This window comes from Plantibacter sp. VKM Ac-2876, from assembly GCF_015350715.1.
In the GTDB taxonomy this organism is placed as follows: Bacteria; Actinomycetota; Actinomycetes; order Actinomycetales; family Microbacteriaceae; genus Plantibacter; species Plantibacter auratus.
In genome coordinates this window covers 100114-115752 of the sequence record NZ_JADKSI010000004.1, presented here as the reverse complement: position 1 = coordinate 115752, position 15639 = coordinate 100114, and the positions used below count along the sequence as shown (strand labels likewise).

At 69.4% G+C, this 15639-nt stretch carries 12 protein-coding genes; 9 read left to right on the top strand and 3 right to left on the bottom strand.

Annotation, left to right across the window (positions count from 1 at the left end):
* Positions 1 to 61 precede the first annotated feature (61 nt).
* From ITJ62_RS17055 to ITJ62_RS17045, 3 genes are all read left to right on the top strand, one after another.
* A complete protein-coding gene (locus ITJ62_RS17055; RefSeq protein ID WP_194604729.1) occupies positions 62 to 1585 on the top strand; it encodes an aldehyde dehydrogenase family protein in 1524 nt (507 codons plus the stop codon).
* A 122-nt stretch (positions 1586 to 1707) separates the two neighbouring features.
* Complete coding sequence (locus tag ITJ62_RS17050) at positions 1708 to 2100, top strand: DUF779 domain-containing protein (RefSeq protein ID WP_079707135.1); 393 nt, start codon at positions 1708 to 1710, stop codon at positions 2098 to 2100.
* Between the two features lie 165 nt (positions 2101 to 2265).
* Positions 2266 to 4449, top strand: coding sequence for a DEAD/DEAH box helicase (locus ITJ62_RS17045; protein WP_194604726.1), 2184 nt, complete (start codon positions 2266 to 2268; stop codon positions 4447 to 4449).
* Positions 4450 to 4506: 57 nt separating this feature from the next.
* On the opposite strand, the gene ITJ62_RS17040 is transcribed toward ITJ62_RS17045, so the two are convergent.
* Positions 4507 to 4773 carry a mycoredoxin gene (locus ITJ62_RS17040; protein WP_064294490.1) on the bottom strand — a complete coding sequence of 89 codons (267 nt, stop codon included), beginning with the start codon at positions 4771 to 4773 and terminating at the stop codon, positions 4507 to 4509.
* Positions 4774 to 4919: 146 nt separating this feature from the next.
* Between ITJ62_RS17040 and ITJ62_RS17035 the strand changes: the two genes are divergently transcribed.
* Positions 4920 to 5948, top strand: a complete 1029-nt coding sequence (locus ITJ62_RS17035) for a 6-phosphofructokinase (RefSeq protein ID WP_064294489.1) — start codon at positions 4920 to 4922, stop codon at positions 5946 to 5948.
* A 60-nt stretch (positions 5949 to 6008) separates the two neighbouring features.
* On the opposite strand, the gene ITJ62_RS17030 is transcribed toward ITJ62_RS17035, so the two are convergent.
* Positions 6009 to 8111 (bottom strand): S9 family peptidase, encoded by a 2103-nt coding sequence (locus ITJ62_RS17030; protein WP_194604723.1) that lies wholly within the window; start codon positions 8109 to 8111, stop codon positions 6009 to 6011.
* A 76-nt stretch (positions 8112 to 8187) separates the two neighbouring features.
* Here ITJ62_RS17030 and ITJ62_RS17025 point away from each other — a divergent pair, with 76 nt between their 5' ends.
* From ITJ62_RS17025 to ITJ62_RS17010, 4 genes are all read left to right on the top strand, one after another.
* Complete coding sequence (locus ITJ62_RS17025; RefSeq protein WP_192018577.1) at positions 8188 to 9027, top strand: aldo/keto reductase; 840 nt, start codon at positions 8188 to 8190, stop codon at positions 9025 to 9027.
* A 53-nt stretch (positions 9028 to 9080) separates the two neighbouring features.
* Complete coding sequence (locus ITJ62_RS17020) at positions 9081 to 10925, top strand: DUF2207 domain-containing protein (protein WP_194604718.1); 1845 nt, start codon at positions 9081 to 9083, stop codon at positions 10923 to 10925.
* Between the two features lie 144 nt (positions 10926 to 11069).
* Positions 11070 to 12248 carry an inorganic phosphate transporter gene (locus ITJ62_RS17015; protein ID WP_079707130.1) on the top strand — a complete coding sequence of 393 codons (1179 nt, stop codon included), beginning with the start codon at positions 11070 to 11072 and terminating at the stop codon, positions 12246 to 12248.
* Entirely contained in the window at positions 12245 to 12580 is a 336-nt protein-coding gene (locus ITJ62_RS17010) for a peptidase (protein WP_079707129.1), read from the top strand. Before ITJ62_RS17015 ends, ITJ62_RS17010 begins: the two co-directional genes overlap by 4 nt.
* Before the next feature lie 158 nt (positions 12581 to 12738).
* Here ITJ62_RS17010 and ITJ62_RS17005 read toward each other — a convergent pair whose 3' ends face one another.
* Entirely contained in the window at positions 12739 to 14016 is a 1278-nt protein-coding gene (locus tag ITJ62_RS17005) for a uracil-xanthine permease family protein (RefSeq protein WP_079707128.1), read from the bottom strand.
* A gap of 135 nt (positions 14017 to 14151) precedes the next feature.
* Between ITJ62_RS17005 and ITJ62_RS17000 the strand changes: the two genes are divergently transcribed.
* Complete coding sequence (locus ITJ62_RS17000; protein WP_137243259.1) at positions 14152 to 15603, top strand: NCS2 family permease; 1452 nt, start codon at positions 14152 to 14154, stop codon at positions 15601 to 15603.
* The last annotated feature ends 36 nt before the right edge of the window (positions 15604 to 15639 follow it).

Sequence of the window (15639 nt, the reverse complement as noted above, 5' to 3'; positions counted from 1 at the left end):
TAGCGTCGACGGCACGCACCTGAGCGGTGCGACACCGACAACGTCGTCGACAAGGAGTGACATGACCGTCTACGCCAACCCGGGTACCGAAGGTGCCGTGTTCAGCTACGCCCCCCGCTACGACCACTTCATCGGGGGCGAGTACGTCCCGCCCGCGAACGGGCAGTACTTCGAGAACCAGACCCCGGTCACCGGAGCCGTGTTCACCGAGATCGCCCGGGGCACCGCGGCCGACGTGGACCGCGCGGTCGAGGCGGGATGGAAGGCGTTCCCCGCCTGGTCGAAGACGAGCGTCGCCGAGCGCGCGGTGATCCTCAATCGCATCGCCGACCGCATGGAGGAGCACCTCGAGGAGATCGCCGTCGCCGAGAGTTGGGAGAACGGCAAGCCGGTCCGCGAGACCCTGGCCGCCGACATCCCCTTGGCGATCGACCACTTCCGGTACTTCGCCGGGGCGATCCGCGCCCAGGAGGGCGGCATCTCGGAGCTCGACCACGACACGGTCGCCTATCACTTCCACGAACCGCTCGGCGTCGTCGGACAGATCATCCCCTGGAACTTCCCGATCCTCATGGCCGTGTGGAAGCTCGCACCGGCGCTCGCCGCAGGCAACTGCGTCGTGCTGAAGCCGGCCGAGCAGACCCCGGCGTCGATCCACCTCATCGTCGACCTCGTGAAGGACCTGCTGCCGGCCGGCGTGCTCAACGTCGTCAACGGCTTCGGCATCGAGGCCGGCGCCCCGCTGGCCTCCCACCCGCGGATCCGGAAGATCGCGTTCACCGGTGAGACCACGACCGGTCGCCTGATCATGCAGTACGCGAGCGAGAACCTCATCCCGGTGACGCTGGAGCTCGGCGGCAAGAGCCCGAACGTGTTCTTCGAGGACGTGGCGCGCGAGCACGACCAGTACTACGAGAAGGCGCAGGAGGGCTTCACGATGTTCGCCCTGAACCAGGGCGAGGTCTGCACCTGCCCGAGTCGGGCGCTCGTCCAGCGTTCCATCTACGACGGCTTCGTGGGCGACGCGCTGACCCGCATCGGCAAGATCAAGCAGGGTAACCCGCTCGACACGGACACGATGATCGGTGCCCAGGCGTCGAACGACCAGCTCGAGAAGATCCTCTCCTACATGGACATCGGCAAGCAGGGCGGCGCGAAGCTGCTCATCGGCGGCGAGCGAGCCGACCTCGGCGGTGAGTTGAGCGGCGGGTTCTACGTCCAGCCGACCGTCTTCGAGGGGACGAACGACATGCGGATCTTCCAGGAGGAGATCTTCGGGCCCGTGCTCGCCCTCACGAGCTTCGCCGACTACGACGAGGCGATCTCCATCGCGAACGACACCCTCTACGGCCTCGGGGCCGGGGTGTGGAGCCGCGAGGCGACGACGCTGTACCGCGCCGGGCGGGCGATCGAGGCGGGACGCGTCTGGTCGAACACCTACCACCAGTACCCGGCGCACGCGGCGTTCGGCGGGTACAAGCAGTCGGGCATCGGCCGGGAGAACCACAAGATGATGCTCGACCACTACCAGCAGACGAAGAACCTGCTCGTGAGCTACGCGGAGGGGCCGATGGGCTTCTTCTGATCGACATCCCCGGTCCCTGAGCCCCCATCCGGTCCCTGAGCTTGTCGAAGGGCGCCCTTCGACAAGCTCAGGGACCGGCGGAGGGGCGGGGCCGGATACACGACATGACGAAGGAGGACACCATGACCGGACGGGTCGACGTCACCGACGCTGCGGCCGCACTGGTGCGGGAGATGACCGCGCTGCACGGACCGCTCATGTTCCATCAGTCCGGCGGATGCTGTGACGGGAGTTCGCCCATGTGCTATCCCGTCGGGATGTTCCGTACGGGCGCGGTCGACGTCCTCCTCGACACGCTCGACGTGCCCGGGCTCGACGCGCCCGTCGAGGTCTACATGTCGCGTTCCCAGTTCGAGTACTGGAAGTACACGCACCTGACGATCGACGTGGTGCAGGGGCGCGGCAGCGGGTTCAGCGTCGAGGCCCCGACGGGGCAGCGCTTCCTCATCCGTTCCCGCATGCTCGACGACGCCGAACTGGAGCGGTTCGGACTCGTCGACAGCGCGCCGGACTGAGCGCTCGCGACCGATGCGGCCGATGGCGTAGACTGGGCACACGCCCGTCGGGCGCCCGTGTCGGTCTCGTGCAACGCTCTGTTGCTCCACGACGACCAGTCGGGCCCGGCGCCCGTCTCTTCCGGCCCCTCGGCCGATGAGGCTCTTCGACTGCTCAGGAGGAGCATGCCGCACACCGGCCAGCAACGCCGTTCCCAGGGGCGTTCCAGCACCCGTTCATCTGGCCGCTCGAACCCCAGAGGGTCCTCGTCGCGTCACGACGACGACGCGCCGATCATCCCCATCCTCGCCCGCAAGGTGCGCGAGGTCGAGGCGAAGGCGCAGAAGGGCAAGGTCGGGCCAACCAACCGGACCAAGTACCAGGTCATCGCCTTCCTCGTCCGCGAGGAACGCGCCAGGGTCAAGGCCGACACGACGTACAGCGACGCCACGCGGGCCGAGCTCCTGAAGCGCCTCGACGGTGTGGCGACCATCCTCGCCAAGACGGCGGCGCGCGACACCTCGCTCATCCAGCTCCTCGAGGCCGACGCCGCGACGAGCCCCGTCGCGCAGCGGCTCCGGCGCGACTGGCTCCTCGAGTCGGGTGCCGAACTCAGCGCCGACGAACTCATCATCACCGTCGAGAAGCCCGTCGTGGAGTCCGTCGTCCCGGCCGAGCTCGCCGAGAAGCAGGTCATCCCGCAGTCGGTCAAGGCACGTCAGTTGGCCAATCCGTTCCTCGCCCCGGACTTCAGCCAGGCGGCACCGCAGCAGACCGTGCGTCGACGACTCGACAGCTGGGAGCTCATGGGCCCCCTGTACAAGGCGTTCGAGCTCGGTTCCGGCGGGGGAGCGGCCTCGATGGACCTGCCCGAGGCCCCGAAGCTCGACCGGCTCTCGCCGCGCGGGCTCGAGGTCATGAAGCACCAGGCGCGCTTCGTCGAGAGCGTCCGTGAAGGACACCGTTCGTTCCTGCTCGCCGACGAGCCGGGCCTCGGCAAGACCGCGCAGTCGGTCCTCGCCGCCTCGGTCGCCGAGGCGTACCCGCTCCTCGTCATCGTCCCGAACGTCGTCAAGATGAACTGGGCGCGCGAGGTCGAGCGCTGGACGCCGCACCGACGCGCCACGGTCATCCACGGCGACGGCCAGGCGCTCGACGCCTTCGCCGACGTCATCATCGTGAACTACGAGGTCCTCGACCGCCACCTCGCCTGGCTCGGGACGCTCGGCTTCCGCGGCATGGTGGTCGACGAGGCGCACTTCATCAAGAACCTCCACTCCCAGCGCTCGCAGCACGTGCTGTCACTCGCGAACCGGATCCGGAAGGCGACGCCCGGCCAGGACCCGCTGCTGCTCGCGCTGACGGGTACGCCGCTGATCAACGACGTCGAGGACTTCAACGCCATCTGGCAGTTCCTCGGCTGGATCAAGGACGGCAAGCCGACCGCCGAACTCATGGAGCGGCTCGAGGACACCGGCCTGACCCCGGCCGAGCACGCCTTCTACGCCGCCGCGCGGTCCGCCGTCATCGACATGGGCATCGTGCGCCGCAAGAAGCTCGACGTCGCCAAGGACCTGCCCGCCAAGCGCGTCGCCGACCTCCCGGTCGAGCTCGACGACGAGGCGATCCGGTCCATCCGCGACGCGGAGGCCGAGCTCGGGCAACGGCTCAAGTCCCGCTACGTGCGGGTCCTGGAGTCGCGTGGTGAGCGCGTCGACGCGCTGCACGAGCCGAACACCGACCTCATGCGCATGGTCGCCCAGGCCGAGCTCGACGAGTCCAAGGCCGCCGGTGGCACGGAGAACGTGTTCACCATGATCCGCAAGATCGGTCAGGCCAAGGCCGTCCTCGCCGCCGACTACACGGCGCAGCTCGCGAGGTCCGTGGGCAAGGTCGTGTTCTTCGCGAAGCACATCGACGTCATGAACGCGGCCGAGCAGCTGTTCGCGGGTCGCGGCTTGAAGACGGTGTCGCTCCGCGGCGACCAGACCGCGCAGGCGCGTCAGGCCGCGATCGACGCGTTCAACACCGATCCGGAGGTCGCGGTCGCCGTCTGTTCGCTCACCGCCGCCGGCGTCGGCGTCAACCTGCAGGCCGCGTCCAACGTCGTGCTCGCCGAGTTGTCCTGGACGGCCGCCGAGCAGACCCAGGCGATCGACCGCGTGCACCGCATCGGTCAGGAGGAGCCGGTCACCGCCTGGCGCATCATCGCCGCGCACACGATCGACGCGAAGGTCGCGGAACTCATCGACAGCAAGCAGGGCCTGGCCGCTCGCGCACTCGACGGGAGCGACCAGGACGTCGCGTCGGTCGACTCGGTGCAGCTGAACGCCCTCGTCCACCTGCTCCGCGAGGCGCTGGGCGCCTGACGTCCGGTTCGTCCGGCCGGGTGACCACGGGTCGCCCGGCCGGACGTCGTCGGCTGGTCAGACGCCGAGTGCCGCCTTCACCTGAGCGAGCGACGGGTTCGTCGCGGTCGAGCGGTCGGGGAAGATCACCGTCGGGACCGTCTGGTTGCCGCCGTTCAGCGAGGCGACGAGGTCGGCGGTCCCCGGGACCTGCTCGATGTCGACCTCGGTGAACGGGATGCCGGCTGCGGACAGCTGGTGCTTCAGTCGGGCGCAGTACCCGCACCAGGTCGTGGAGAACATCGTGATGCCGCCATCGGCGGGCAGGTAGTCGTCGGCACTCATCCCAGCAGCCTAACCCCGGTGGACGAGGCACCGACCCTCTGGGCCGGAGGACCGTCCGCGCCGGATGAAGCACCGTCGGCGAGACGGTATTGTCGGGGATGACTCCCGGCACCTGAGGTGCCCCGATCCCCATGAGGACTGTTGATATGAGAATTGGTGTGCTCACGAGCGGCGGCGACTGCCCCGGCCTGAACGCGGTCATCCGAGGAGCGGTCCTCAAGGGGACGAAGATCCACAACCAGGAGTTCATCGGCATCCGCGACGGCTGGCGAGGAGTCGTCGAGGGCCTGACGATGCCGCTCGACCGCCACAGCGTGCGTGGTCTCGCCAAGCAGGGTGGCACGATCCTCGGCACGAGCCGCACCAACCCGTTCGAAGGACCGCACGGCGGCCCGGAGAACGTCCAGCACACCATGGACCGGCTCGGCATCGACGCGCTCATCGCCATCGGTGGCGAGGGCACGCTCGCCGCGGCGAAGCGGCTCACCGACGCCGGCCTCAAGATCGTCGGCGTCCCGAAGACGATCGACAACGACCTCGACGCCACCGACTACTCCTTCGGCTTCGACACCGCCGTCGAGATCGCGACCGAGGCCATCGACCGCCTCCGGACGACGGGCGAGTCCCACAAGCGGTGCATGGTCATCGAGGTCATGGGCCGGCACGTCGGCTGGATCGCCCTGCACGCCGGTATGGCGGCGGGTGCCCACGCCATCCTCATCCCGGAACAGCCGCAGTCGATCGAGCAGATCTGCGAGTGGGCGGACAGCGTCTACCAGCGCGGTCGGGCCCCGATCATCGTCGTGTCCGAGGGCTTCACGCTCGACACCATGGAGACCGCGCACTCCGAGAAGGGGCTCGACGCGTTCAACCGTCCCCGTCTCGGCGGCATCGCCGACGTGCTCGCACCCGAGATCGAGCGCCGCACGGGCATCGAGTCGCGCGCGACCGTGCTCGGCCACCTGCAGCGCGGTGGCGTCCCGAGCGCCTACGACCGCGTGCTCGCCACCCGCCTCGGTATGGCCGCCATCGACTCCGTCATGGCCGGCGACTGGGGCACGATGATCGCACTCCGCGGCACCGAACTCGTCAACTGCCGCTTCGAAGAGGCGCTCGGCAAGCTGAAGACCGTGCCGCAGGAGCGCTACGACGAAGCGGCGATCCTCTTCGGCTAGACACCCGCCGCACCGACGACGCCCCTGCTCCGTCCGGAGCAGGGGCGTCGTCGCCTCCGATCAGGCCGGATCGGTGTCCGTGAGTTCGAGCACGTCGAGCAGCCAAGCGAGCTCCTCGGCGCGCTCACGCCACGCGTTGTAGCGGCCGCTCACCCCGCCGTGCCCGGCGCTCATCTCGATCTTCATCAGCGCCGGTGCACCGGCGTCCCGCAGGCGGGCCACCCACTTCGCGGGTTCCACGTACAGGACGCGGGTGTCGTTGAGGCTCGTCGTCGCGAGGATGCGCGGGTAGCGCTTCGCCGGGTCGACGTTCTCGTAGGGGCTGTACGCCTTCATGTACGCGTAGACCTCGGGGTCGTGGAGCGGATCGCCCCACTCGTCCCATTCGATGACCGTCAGGGGGAGCGACGGGTCGAGGATGCTCGTCAGCGCGTCGACGAAGGGGACGCCGGCGAGGATGCCCGCGAAGCGGTCGGGAGCACGGTTCGCCACGGCGCCCATGAGGAGGCCACCGGCGCTGCCGCCCTCGGCGACGAGCCGGGCAGGCGTCGTCCAGCCCTCGCGGATGAGGTGGTCGGCCACGTCGACGAAGTCGCTGAAGCTGTTCTGCTTGTGGAGCTTCTTGCCGTCCTCGTACCAGTGGCGCCCGAGTTCGCCGCCGCCGCGTACATGGGCGATCGCGAAGGTCACGCCGCGGTCGAGCATCGACAGCCTCGCGATCGAGAAGGACGGGTCCATGCTCGCCTCGTACGAGCCGTACCCGTAGAGGTGGAGCGGCCCGGGCCCCTGGACACCGACCCGGCGCACGATGGAGATCGGCACGCGGGTCCCGTCCACGGCCGTCGCCCACTCCCGGAACTGCTCGTAGTCCGCCGGGTCGTAGTCGCCGAGGACCGGCTGCTGCTTGCGCACGAAGCGTTCGCCGGACCGGACGTCGAGTTCGAGCACCGTCGACGGCGTCACGAGGGACCCGTATCCGAACCGGAGCATCGGTTGGGCCCATTCACCGTTGCCGTGCCAGCCGACGGTGGACAGCGGTTCGTCGAAGGCGATCTCGTCGATGTCGCCACTCGTCGGGTCGAGCAGGCCGATACGGGTGAGTCCGTCGCGCCGGTAGGAGACGGTGGTCACGGCCTCGAACGCCTCGACGTCCTCGAGCCGACGCTCGCTGCTGTGCGCGACGACGACCCGCGCCGTGCCGAGCGGATCCGAGAGCGGCACCTCGACGAGCTCGAAGTCCGGCGCGTCCCGGTTGTGCAGGATGAGCAACCGGTCTGCGCCGTCGGCCACCCGGTGTTCGACGCTGTACTCGACGCCGTCGGTCCGCGGCCAGACGACCCGCGCCTCCTCGGACAGTGCGTCGGCGGGGACGAGACGGGTCTCGCTCGTGACCGACGAGCCGGCCTCGATCAGGAGCAGCGCGCGGCTGCGGGTGAATCCGGCGCCGACCCAGAACCGCTCGTCGGGCTCGTGGAAGAGGACCGTGTTGTCGTCCTGGGACGTCCCCACCCGGTGCAGGTGCACGGTGTCGGGGCGCCAGCTCTCGTCGACCGTCGTGTAGACGATGGCGGTGCCGTCGGGGGAGAACTCCGCCCCGCCCGCGGTCCCGAGGAGCTCGTCGTCGAGGTCGACGCCACTCGCGAGGTCCCGGACACGGACGGTGTACCGCTCGTCGCCTTCGACGTCGACCCCGTAGAGCAGACGCGTGCCGTCGTCCGACACGTCGAAGCTGCCGAGGGAGAAGAACTCGTGGCCCTCCGCCTCGACGTTGGCGTCGAGGATGATCTGCTCGCCGGGGGCCGCGCCGCCCTCGGGCAGGGTCGGCGGCGTCCAGTCCTCCGGGTCGGCGACCGGGATGCGGCACTGGATGCCGTACTGGCGGCCTTCGACACTGCGGCCGTAGTACCACCACGCACCGGAACGGGTCGGGACCGAGAGGTCGGTCTCGAGCGTGCGTCCCTTGATCTCCTGGAAGATGCGCTCGCGCAGTCCGGCCAGATGGGCCGTCTCCTGCTCGGTGTAGGCGTTCTCCGCCTCCAGGTGCGCGATCACCTCCGGTGACTCCTTCTCGCGGAGCCACTCGTACGGGTCCACCACGGTGTCGCCGTGGTGGGTGCGTTCGGTCGGTCGGGTCTGGGCACGGGGGGCAGAGAGCTTCGCCATGGTCCAACGCTAGTCGAGGCGCGCCCTCCCAGCCCGCTCGGAGCCATCCGAGGGCCGCCGGGTCTAGCGTGGGGTGATGACGACCATCCCAACATTCGCGCTCAACGACGGTTCGAGCGTCCCCGCGATCGGTTTCGGCACGTACCCTCTGCGAGGCCGCGAGGGCACCGACGCCACGCTGTCCGCCATCGACGCGGGCTACCGACTGATCGACACCGCCGTGAACTACCGCAACGAGGACGCCGTCGGCGCCGCGGTCCGCGAGACCGACGTCCCCCGCGACGAACTCGTCGTCGCGACGAAGCTGCCCGGCCGCGACCACGGCTTCGAGGAGACCATCACCTCGTGCCGCGGATCCCTGGCCTCGCTCGGCCTCGACCACATCGACCTGTACCTCATCCACTGGCCGAACCCCTCCGTCGGCCGCTTCGTCGAGTCGTGGAAGGCCATGATCCAGCTGCAGCGCGAGGGCCTCGTTCGCAGCATCGGCGTCTCGAACTTCACCGAGGAGTTCCTGACCCGCCTCGCCGACGAGACGGGTGTGCTGCCGGCCGTCAACCAGGTCGAGCTGCACCCGTACTTCCCGCAGGAGGAGCTCCTCGCCTTCCACCGCGAGCACGGTGTCGTCACCGAGGCGTGGAGCCCGCTCGGCAAGGCACAGGCGCCGTTCGCCGAGGAACCCGTCGCAGCGGCCGCCGCGGCGCACGACGTCTCACCGGCGCAGGTCGTCCTGCGCTGGCACCACCAGCGTGGCGTGCTCCCGATCCCGAAGTCCGCGTCCCCGGAACGCCAGCGCACGAACATCGACGTCTTCGGCTTCGAACTCAGCGACACCGAGGTGCAGGCGATCACCGCACTCGGGCGGACGGACGGCAGGCTCTTCGACGGAGACCCCAACACCCACGAGGAGATGTGAGTCCCGGCGGGCGCGTCAGCGCGCCCGCCGGCACCCCTCCTAGACTTGGCCGGGTGAAGCCCAGACGTCGTCGCCTGTCCTCGGTCCGTTCCCGCTCGTCCCGGGTGCTCCTCGTCGCCCTGGCACTGGCGGTCGGCGCACCGCTCGTCGCGACCCTGGCGAGCACCCAGCCCGCCACCGCCGCCGCTCGGACCGACGTGTCCGACTTCACCTTCGCGTCCTTCGACGGCGACTACACCCTGAGCCGTGGCGGCGACGGTCAGGCCGAGCTGCGCGCGGTCGAGACCTTCGTCGCGGAGTTCCCCGACTCCGACCAGAACAAGGGCATCATCCGAGCGATCCCGGACGAGTTCGACCGGGCACCGCTGCACACCGAGATCGTGTCGGTGACCGACGCCGACGGTGCGCCCGTGGAGTGGGAGACCGACCGCGACGGTGACTTCCTCGAGTTGTCGCTCGGCAGCGACGACTACGTGCGCGGCACGCAGAGCTACGTCATCACCTACACGCAGCGCGGCGTCGTCGGCGCCTATCGCGACACACGGTCCGACGAGTTCTACTGGGACGCGCCCGGGACCGGCTGGGACCAGCCGTTCGCCGACGCCAGCATGACGGTGCGGGTCGCGCCCGACATCGCCGACGCGCTCACCGGTGACGGCGCCTGCTACCGCGGGGATCCCGACGACAGCTCGCCGTGCGACCTCGCCCAAGCGGAGGACGCCGACGGAGACGTCTTCACGACCTCCTCCGTCCCGCTGCAGGCCCGCCAGACGCTGACGGTCGCGATCGGGTTCGAACCGGGCACGTTCGTCCAACCGGCCCGCCCCGGCGAGGCACCGGTCTTCTCCATCGTCCCGATCGTCCTCGGCGCGCTGTCGGCCGCGGGGCTCGGAGCACTCCTGTGGATCCGACTGCGCTTCTGGCGGGACCACCCCGGTCGTGGCGTCATCGTGCCGCAGTACTCCGCCCCGAAGCAGATGAACCTCCTGCTGGCGGGCGATCTCGCCGGTCGCGCCGCCTCGTCGATGGCCGCCGAAATCGTCAGCCTCGCCGTCCGCGGCAAGCTCCGGATCGTGGACGGACCGGGCAAGAAGGACTACTCCCTGCAGTACCTCGACGACAGCGCGACGGATGAGCAGGAGCGGCGCGTGCTCGCCGCGCTCTTCCCCGACCGGAACCGACCGCGGGAGATGAAGCAGGTCGACCCGACGCTCGGCAAGGCGGTCACCGCGGAACTCGCGGCCGCCAAGCGGACCGCCATCGACCTCGGCCTGCGACGCTCGGTCTCCTCCGGGCGGGCGTGGATCATCGTGGGGGCGCTCGCCGTCCTGGGCGTCGCCGGGATCGTCTTCTTCGGGGTCGCCTACTCCCAGCGAGCGGAAAACGGCTGGTCGGTCGCCGCGCTCTTCGTGACCGGGATCGCGCTGCTCGCCGGGATCGTGTTGGCCATCGCGCCGAAACCGCTCACCGCCACCGGTGCCGATGCGCGGGACGAGTTGCTCGGCCTCCGCGACTACCTCGCGCTGGCGGAGCAGGACCGCTTCCGCATGTTGCAGAGCCCCGACGGTGCCGAACGGGTGGACCTCGGCGACCCCGGCCAGCTCGTCCGGGTCACCGAACGGCTCCTGCCCTTCGCCGTGCTCTGGGGCGTGGAGCGCGAGTGGGCGAAGGAACTCGGCATCCGTTACGAGCAGGCCGGGAGCGCGCCGTCGTGGTACGCCTCGAACACCCCGTTCCAGGCGGCGATGTTCGCGAACGCGTTCTCCGGCTTCTCCGGATCGGCGTCGAGTACGTCGGCGTCCTGGTCGACCAGTGGGGGAGCGAGCTCGTCCGGCGGCTCGACGGGCGGCGGCTTCGCGGGCGGCGGCGGAGGCGGCGGAGGCGGCGGCGGGCGCTGATCGGCGTCGAGTTGACCTCGACCGGGCAGGGTGTAAGGATCGTGTACGGCGGGTGAACCGCCCGTATCCAGCACGTGAATTCCCCCCAAACATCTCGTCGGGGAGCACTGTGTCCGTATTCGCTCCGCCTCGAGAAAGACACCAGTGGAACTCGTTACCCTGACTGTCGTGCTGGTCATCGCACTGGCACTGTTCTTCGACTTCACGAACGGGTTCCACGACACGGCGAACGCCATGGCGACCCCGATCGCCACGGGCGCCCTCAAACCGAAGACCGCCGTGCTGCTCGCCGCGATCCTCAACCTCGTCGGTGCGTTCCTGTCCACGGAGGTCGCGAAGACCATCTCGGGCGGGCTCATCCGAGAGGGCGAGGGCGGCATCCGGATCGGACCGGAGCTGATCTTCGCCGGGCTCATCGGCGCGATCGTCTGGAACATGCTGACCTGGCTCCTCGGTCTGCCGTCGTCGTCCAGCCACGCGCTGTTCGGCGGGCTCATCGGCGCGGCGATCGTCGGCGCCGGCTTCGGCTCGATCGACTTCGGTGTCGTCCTCTCCAAGGTCATCCTCCCGGCGTTGATCGCCCCCGTCACGGCGGGTCTGGTCGCCTACTCGGCGACGAAGCTCGCCTACCGGATCACGCGCCGCTACGACGGCAAGCCCGACGGTCGCGACGGGTTCCGGTACGCGCAGATCTTCTCCTCGTCCCTCGTCGCCCTCGCGCACGGCACGAACGACGCACAGAAGACCATGGGTGTCATCACGCTCACCTTCATCGCGGTCGGTGTGCAGGCGGTCGGTACCGGCCCCGAGCTCTGGGTCATCGTCGTCTGCGCCCTCGCCATCGCCCTCGGCACCTACATGGGCGGCTGGCGGATCATCAAGACCATCGGCACGGGGCTCACCGACGTCAAGCCGGCACAGGGTTTCGCGGCCGAGACGAGCACCGCCGCCACGATCCTCGCGTCGAGCCACCTCGGCTTCGCCCTCTCCACCACGCAGGTCGCCTCCGGATCCGTCATCGGCTCGGGTCTCGGGCGGCGCGGATCGAAGGTCCGCTGGGGGACCGCCGGGCGGATCGCCCTCGGCTGGTTGATGACCCTGCCTGCGGCCGGCATCGTCGGGGCACTCGCCGCCGCCGTCGCCCACCTCGGTCTTGTCGGCATCATCATCGACGCCGTGGTGGGGGTCGGGGTCATCCTCACCATCTTCCTCATCTCGCGCCGGAACCAGGTCGACCACAGCAACGTCGTCAGTGAGGTCGCCGACTCCGGTCGTGCGGTGAAGATCAAGCGCAACCCCAAGCCCAAGAAGGTGAAGAAGTGATCGACTGGGCAGCATTCCTGATCGTCTTCGCGACGTCGCTCATCGGTGCGACCGCGATCGTCAGTCTCTACTCCCTCGGGCTCCGGCTCCTGACCACCGCCGGGCGCGTGCCCGTGGTGGCGCCGGCCGAGTTCACCGACGCGATCACGGTCATCACGCCGGAGGAGGCCGCGAAGGCGGCCAAGCGGGCCGCGAAGGCCGCCCGGAAGAACCCGTTGACCCCCGCGCAGCAGAACCTGGCCCGCGCCGGCGCCTACGCCTGCTTCGCCCTGTGTGCGGCGGCGGTCCTGTTCGGCATCTACCTGATCGTGCCGTTCTTCCACCAGGGCTGACCCCTGGGGTTCGCCAGCGCACCGCGCTGACGCGAACCGCACCTACCCGGCATGGCCGCGGGTCACACACGTGAGCGCGGGGCTCCAGAGACCCGCGCTCACGTGTGTGACCCGCGCTGACGCCAGCGCACCGCGCTGACGCACCCGCACCGGAGGGGTCAGGCGGTCTTCCGCCAGCGGCCGATGGTCGTCATGACGTGGTAGATGACGATCGCGGCGATCGTGCCGAGCGCGATCCCGTTGAAGCTGACGTCGCCACCCGCCACCCAGGTGAAGTCCGCGATGCCGATGATGAGCGCCGTCGCGGCGGTGAACTGGTTGACGGGCTTCGAGAAGTCGACCTTGTTGTCGAGCCAGATCTTCACGCCGATGATCCCGATGAGTCCGTACAGGGCCGTCGTGACGCCGCCGAGGACGCCCGCCGGGATGGTGTTGATGACCGCACCGACCTTGGGTGAGAGGCCGAGGAGGACCGCGAACAGGCCGGCGACCCAGTAGGCCGCGGTGGAGTAGACCCGAGTCGCCGCCATGACGCCGATGTTCTCGCCGTAGGTCGTCGTGCCCGAACCGCCGCCGAAGCCGGCCAGCATCGTCGCCAGACCGTCGGACAGGAGCGCGCGACCGGTCTGCTTGTTCACGGAGGCGTCGGTCATCTGCGCGACGCCCCGGATGTGGCCGACGTTCTCGGCGATGAGGACGAGCACGACGGGCAGGAACGCCGGGAGGACCGCCCAGACCGCCGGGTTCGAGATCGGGTTGTCCGCGAGGTGGAACTCGGGGAGGCCGACCCACGCGGCGTCCGCGATCTTCGAGAAGTCGATCTCCTGACGGATCGCCGCGACGATGTACCCGACCACGACACCGATGACGATCGACAGTCGGCCGAGGATCCCGCGGAAGACGACGGTCGACAGGATGACGGCCGCGAGCGTGACGAGGGCGGTGATCGGAGCCGCCACGAAGTTGTTCTTCGCGGCGGGGGCGAGGTTGAACCCGATGAGCGCGACGATGGCACCGGCGACGACCGGCGGCATGAGCGCATCGATCCACCCGGTGCCCGTGACCTGCACGATGACGCCGACGAGCGCCAGGAGGAGGCCCACCGCGAGGATGCCGAAGAGGGCGCTGCCCATGCCCTGGCTCGCGACCGCGGCGGAGATGGGGGCGATGAAGGCGAACGACGAGCCGAGGTAGCTCGGCACGCGGTTCTTGGTGATGACGAGGAACAGGATGGTGCCCACACCCGAGAAGAACAGCGTCGTGGTGGGCGGGAACCCGGTCAGCACGGGGACGAGGAACGTGGCGCCGAACATCGCGACGACGTGCTGCATGCCGAGGCCGATGGTGCGCGGCCAGGTGAGCCGTTCTCCGGGGCCGACGATCGCGTGGGTCGGGACGTGCTTGCCGTCGCCGTGCAGAGTCCAGGGCAGCGCCATGTGAGCTCGATTCCGTGAGGAGGGTGCTGGGTAAGGGGTCCAGCCGATCGTAGCGGCACCCTCGCATCCCGGTCGTCGCGGGGCGGTCCGCCGTGCCGGTACGCTGGTTGCTTCGATGCAGACCCAGGAGGTCCAGTGACCACGACGCCCACCGCTCCGCGCTCGTTCCGAGAGCGTCTCGACGGTTTCTTCGAGATCAGCAAGCGCGGTTCGACCGTCGGAGGCGAGGTGCGCGGCGGCCTCGTGACCTTCGTCGCGATGGCCTACATCGTCATCCTCAACCCGATCATCCTGAGCGGCTCGGCCGACGTCACGGGTGGCGAGCTCGGCTTCGCCCAGGTCGCCGCCGTGACCGCCCTGACCGCCGGCGTCATGACGATCCTCTTCGGTCTCGTGGCGCGGCTGCCGTTCGCCTTCGCGGCCGGCCTCGGCATCAACTCGTTCCTCGCGGTCAGCGTCGTCGGTCAGGTCACCTGGGCCGAGGCGATGGGCCTCGTCGTCATCAACGGGCTGATCATCGTCCTGCTCGCGGCGACCGGACTCCGCGCCATGATCTTCAACGCGGTGCCCATCCAGTTGAAGATCGCGATCACGGTCGGCATCGGCCTCTTCATCGCGTTCATCGGCTTCGTCGACGCCGGCTTCGTCCGCTCGACGGGCGCCGGTTCGCCGCCCGTCGGCCTCGGGATCGAGGGCTCGGTCGCCACCGTGCCGACCGCCGTGTTCGTCATCTCCCTGCTGCTCACGGGCGTGCTCGTCGCGCGCAAGATCAAGGGTGCCCTGCTCATCGGCATCGTCGCCTCCACGATCATCGCCATCATCGCCGAGGCCGTCTTCAAGGTCGGCGCCTCCAACGGTGGCGAGAACCCCGGTGGCTGGAACCTCAGCGTCCCGACCCTGCCCACCCAGGTCGTCGGGGTGCCCGACCTCAGCCTGCTCGGCCAGGTGAGCTTCGGCGGCTTCGAGCGCATCGGCGTCCTCGCAGCGCTCATGCTCGTCTTCACCCTCGTGTTCACGAACTTCTTCGACGCCATGGGCACGATGACCGGGCTCTCGAAGGAGGCCGGTGTGGCGGACGCCAAGGGCGACTTCCCGCGACTCCGCTCGGCGCTCATCGTCGAGGGTGTCGGTGCGGTCGCCGGTGGCGCGACCTCGTCCTCGTCGTCGACCGTCTTCATCGAATCCGGTGCGGGCATCGGCGAAGGGGCACGGACCGGCCTCGCGAACCTCGTGACCGGTGCGCTGTTCCTGCTCGCCATGTTCTTCACGCCGCTCACGCAGATCGTGCCCTCCGAGGTCGCCGCCGCCGCGCTCGTCATCGTCGGGACGCTCATGATGTCGCAGATCAAGGACATCGTCTGGACCGAGTTCTCGGTCGCGCTCCCGGTGTTCCTGACGGTCGTCGTCATGCCGCTGACCTACTCGATCGCCAACGGCATCGGCGCCGGCTTCATCGCCTGGGTCGTGCTCCGCTCCCTGTCCGGGAAGGCGCGCGAGATCAGCCCGCTGCTGTGGGTCGTCGCAGCCGGGTTCCTCGTCTTCTTCGCCCGCGGACCCATCGAGCAGCTCCTCGGCGTCGCGTCCTGACCGTCCGCGGTCGACCGCCCTCGGGTGGTCGACCGC